This window comes from Micromonospora sp. BS32 (assembly GCF_059089345.1).
Map to the genome: position 1 here is coordinate 1 of NZ_JBSSHR010000066.1, position 633 is coordinate 633.

Genomic DNA, 633 nt, shown 5'->3' on the forward strand with positions numbered 1-633 from the left:
CGCTGGAGCGCCTCGGGCACGAGGTGCTCGACGAGGGCGCCGGCGGGCTGGTGGCGCTGGGCACCACCGCGGAGGCGGCCGCACTGGAACCGGACGAGCGGGCCGCGGTCACCGCGGTGGTCGGCCGGGTCTGCCGCGCGCACGGCGCGCGCTGGACGGTCGGGGTGGGCGGCGCCGGCTCCACCCGGCGCGCCGTGCGGGAGGTGGCGGCCCTCGCCGCTCTGCCGGAGCCGCCGGACACGGTGCTGGTCACGGTCCCGTGGTTCACCCGACCGGGCGAAGCGGGGGTGCTCGCCCACTTCCGCGAGGTGGCCGCCGCGAGCCCGGTGCCGGTGCTCGTCTACCACGTGCCCGCCCGCACCGGGCAGCCCCTGTCGGCCGCCGCGCTGACCGCCCTCGCGGCGATCCCCGGGGTGGCGGGCGTGAAGTACGCGGCGGGGGAGATCACCGCGGAGACCGTCGCGCTCCTGGCGGCGGCGCCCCCGGGCTTCGAGGTGCTGGCCGGGGACGACGTCCTGGCCCCCGCACTGCTGGCGCTCGGCGCGCACGGCGCCGTCCTGGCCTCGGCCCACCTGGCGACGGGGGAGTGGGCGGCCCTGGCCGCGGCGGGCGGGACCGGGGAGACGACCGGGG

At 80.7% G+C, this 633-nt stretch carries 1 protein-coding gene; it reads left to right on the forward strand.

Going from position 1 to position 633, the window contains the following annotated elements; all coding sequences use genetic code 11:
* Positions 1 to 633 (forward strand): dihydrodipicolinate synthase family protein (locus tag AC5RWQ_RS30265; RefSeq protein ID WP_494286011.1); only part of this gene is annotated, 633 nt, incomplete at both ends.